Origin of the sequence: Microcystis sp. M53598_WE2, from assembly GCF_030067735.1 — a bacterium.
GTDB lineage: Bacteria > Cyanobacteriota > Cyanobacteriia > Cyanobacteriales > Microcystaceae > Microcystis > Microcystis aeruginosa.
Genome location: NZ_JASJFE010000591.1, coordinates 1 through 3799, shown reverse-complemented (window position 1 = coordinate 3799; position 3799 = coordinate 1). Strand labels below are relative to the sequence as shown.

At 42.6% G+C, this 3799-nt stretch carries 4 protein-coding genes; all 4 read left to right on the top strand.

The genetic code is table 11. The features are described from left to right. The first annotated feature begins 205 nt into the window (after positions 1–205). Positions 206–1540: an FAD-binding oxidoreductase gene (locus PX636_RS11970; RefSeq protein ID WP_288117335.1), complete on the top strand. Its 1335-nt coding sequence runs from the start codon at positions 206–208 to the stop codon at positions 1538–1540. 324 nt (positions 1541–1864) lie between these two features. After that, the gene (purB, locus tag PX636_RS11965; protein WP_004268608.1) at positions 1865–3160 is read left to right on the top strand and encodes an adenylosuccinate lyase; all 1296 of its coding nucleotides are present in this window, start codon (positions 1865–1867) and stop codon (positions 3158–3160) included. A 49-nt stretch (positions 3161–3209) separates the two neighbouring features. Beyond that, a complete protein-coding gene (locus PX636_RS11960; protein ID WP_256378293.1) occupies positions 3210–3344 on the top strand; it encodes a hypothetical protein in 135 nt (44 codons plus the stop codon). Between the two features lie 27 nt (positions 3345–3371). Then, on the top strand, positions 3372–3799 hold a 428-nt coding region (locus tag PX636_RS11955), incomplete at its 3' end, for an AAA family ATPase (RefSeq protein WP_288117333.1).

Sequence of the window (3799 nt, the reverse complement as noted above, 5' to 3'; positions counted from 1 at the left end):
GGTGTGGGGTGTAGGGTGTGGGGTGTAGGGTGTGGGGGGAATAAATAAAAATAATCTCCTGTCTCCTGACTCCTGTCTCCTGAATCCTGAATCCTGAATCCTGACTCCTGAATCCTGTTTCCTGTCTCCTGACTCCTGACTCCTGACTCCTGACTCCTGACTCCTAACCCCACCAATACACTTTTTCAGCAAACCCTACCTAACCATGAAATCTAATTGTCAAAATCTCATTGAAGAACTTGCCCATCTGGAAATTATCACCGATCCGGGACAAGTGGCGAAACTTTCCTTAGATTATTATCATTTTAGCCCCATTTTAGAAGCACAACTGCAAGATAAACGGGCTGATTTAGTCATTCGTCCCCAGAATAGCCAAGAGGTTATTGACATCGCTAAAACCTGCGTTAAATACCAAATTCCTTTAACAGTTAGAGGTGCGGGTACAGGTAATTATGGTCAATGTGTTCCCTTGCAGGGAGGAGTAATTTTAGATACAAGCAAACTAACAAAAATTATCTCGATCGAACCGGGTACAGCCCGGGTAGAAGCGGGGGTAAAAATGGCATTTTTTGATAAACAAGCTCGCGCAATCGGTTGGGAATTAAGAATGGCTCCCTCTACCTATCGGACGGCGACAATTGGCGGTTTTATCGGGGGTGGCAGTGTGGGCATGGGTTCGATTAATTATGGACAATTAAAGGATAGGGGCAATCTGCAAGCAGTGCAATTAGTCACCCTAGAAGCGGAACCAAAAATTATCGAACTACGGGGGGATGAGGTAGAAAAAGTCAATCATGCCTACGGAACAAATGGCATTATTACCGAGTTAGAAATAGCCCTCGCTCCCTGTTATCCTTGGGCAGAATTTATCGTTACTTTTGCCGATTTTCTCACCGCCGCTAAATTCGGTCAAGCTCTTAGTGATAGTGATGGCATTGTCAAGAAAATGGTTAGTGTTCACTCTTGGCCAATTCCCGCTTATTTTACTGCTCTTAAGGATTATTTAACCACGGGGAAAGCGGCAGTTTTGTTAATAGTATCGGACAGCGATCGAGTCGCATTAGAATCTTTAATTAAAGAATATAATGGTGAACTTACTTACTATAAAACGCCAGAAGAAACCCAAAAAGGCAACAGTATCTTAGAATTTACTTGGAATCATACCACTCTCCATGCGCGTAGTTGTAACCCCAAGATAACTTATCTACAAGCTTTTTATTTTAATCTAGCTACGGTAGAGAAACTCCATAATTATTTTGGTGAGGAAATAATGATGCACCTAGAATTTTTGAAATTTCAAGGTAAAGTTATTCCCGCCGGTCTTCCCTTGCTAGAATTTACCACAGAAACTCGATTAAATGAGATTATTGCTATCTATGAACAACAGGGGGCAGCCATTGCCAATCCTCACACTTATATCATGGAAGATGGCGGCAGCAGACAGATTAATCCGCTACAACTAGAATTTAAACAACTCGTCGATCCCTACGGATTGAACAATCCGGGTAAAATGCGAGCATGGGTTGAAGCAAGGGGGTAGGGATTCGATTCAAGCTAAATTAAACAAGATAGTTCACCGCTAAGTAGTTGGACAAAAGTAAAGTTAACTGTGGGGTAAGGAGTCGGTCGTCAGAAGTCGGTCGTCAGGAGTCGGTCGTCAGGAGTCAGGAGTCGGTCGTCAGTAAGAATTGCGGCAATTTACATTTCTTAAGATAGACAACAGAATTTATGTCCGACTACTTACCAACGAATCACTAACCGCTAAAAAGGGAGTGGGGAAAACAAAACTCCCCGCTGCCCCCTGCCTATTCCCAGACTTGCCCCGATCCGATACAATTAAACGGTTGTCTTGGAAGAATTAATAGTGATCGAGCGTTATACTCTCCCTGCGATGGGGAATTTGTGGACGGATAGATATAAATATCAAACATGGCTAGAGGTAGAGATAGCCGTCTGTGAAGCGCAGGCAGAATTAGGCTATATTCCCGGGGATGCAGTAGAAGAAATTAAGGCAAAAGCTAATTTTGATCCCGATCGCATTTTAGAAATAGAAGCAGAAGTGCGCCACGATGTCATCGCCTTTTTAACAAATGTTAACGAGTATGTGGGCGAGCCGGGGCGTTATATTCATTTAGGTTTAACCAGTTCTGATGTATTAGATACCGCCCTGTCTTTACAATTAGTCGCCAGTTTAAACCTGATTTTAGAACAATTAGAAGATTTTATTCAAGCCCTGCGCTATCGCGCCCAAGAACACCGTTATACAGTCATGGTAGGACGTTCCCACGGCATTCACGCCGAACCGATCACCTTTGGCTTTAAACTAGCGGGATGGTTAGCGGAAGTGCTGCGGGGACGCGATCGTTTAATTCGCTTGCGCCAAGACATCGCCATCGGTAAAATATCCGGTGCAGTGGGAACCTATGCCAATATTGACCCCAAAATTGAGGCGTTAACCTGTCAGAAGTTAGGATTAGAACCGGATACCGCTTCCACTCAAGTGATATCGCGCGATCGACACGCCGATTATGTGCAACAATTAGCCTTATTAGCGGCTTCGATCGAACGTTTTGCCGTGGAGATTCGCAACCTGCAAAGAACCGATGTCCTAGAAGTGGAAGAATACTTTTCCAAAGGACAAAAAGGCTCCTCCGCTATGCCCCATAAACGTAATCCCATCCGTTCAGAACGCTTAACGGGAATGGCGAGAATTATCCGTAGTCATAGCGTTTCCGCTTTAGAAAATATCGCCCTCTGGCACGAAAGAGATATTTCCCATAGTTCCGTAGAACGGGTGATGCTGCCGGATGTTTGCATTTTGACCCACTTTATGCTGAAGGAAATCACCGATTTAGTCAAAAATCTGCTGGTGTATCCCGAAAACATGAAGCGAAATATGAATGTTTACGGTGGCGTGATTTTCAGTCAAAGAGTTCTTTTAACTTTGGTGAGTAAGGGAATTAGCCGGGAATCTGCCTATAAAATCGTCCAAGAAAACGCCCATCGCGCTTGGAACACCGATAACGGCAATTTTAAAGCTTTTATCAGCCAAGATGAGCGAGTTACCGGCATTTTATCCCCCGACGAGATCGAAAGTTGCTTTGATCCCCAGCAGCACCTAAATCATCTTAATAGCATCTACCAAAGGTTAGATATTTAAGGAGCTTTCAGTGATCAGCTAACCACTAGCTTGTTGCTTTAGAAAGGTAATGACAGCGTTTTGGATTGTCGGTTGGCGATCGATCTTTTCTCAGAAAGCGATCGCTATTCGTTTCTCGATCAAGGTCGCGTTTGAAGATAAAACTAAAGAATCGGCGCAAGCGAGTACGAATCGGGTAAAATAAGGGTCTGTATTCGGAGTGTTCGTTTTTATGATGAAAATCAAACTCTTGAATTTAGGTAGTATTAAAGAGGCAGAAGTGGATCTTCGGCCTCTAACCGTTATTATTGGCCCGAATAATTCTAATAAAACTTATATCGCCTACTCGATTTATGGGTTATGGATTAATCAGCTTGACGGCTTTTATTTTTCTAGTGAAATTTTAGAAAAAATAGAATTTACAAATCAAGCCGATCATTGGTCTTTAAAAATAGACCGACGTTTTTATGATGTTATATCCGAAATTGTTCAAAAGTCCGCATCTGAATTTAGCGGGATAAAACTACAATCTTTTTTCCAAGATTCTAGCGGCAAGATTTTTGAAAAAACGAAATTCAGTATCGAAATTTCCGAAGATGATATTAAAACAGCTATAGAAAAAGTTTTAGCGGATACAATTGAATATCGCGGGTCATTAGC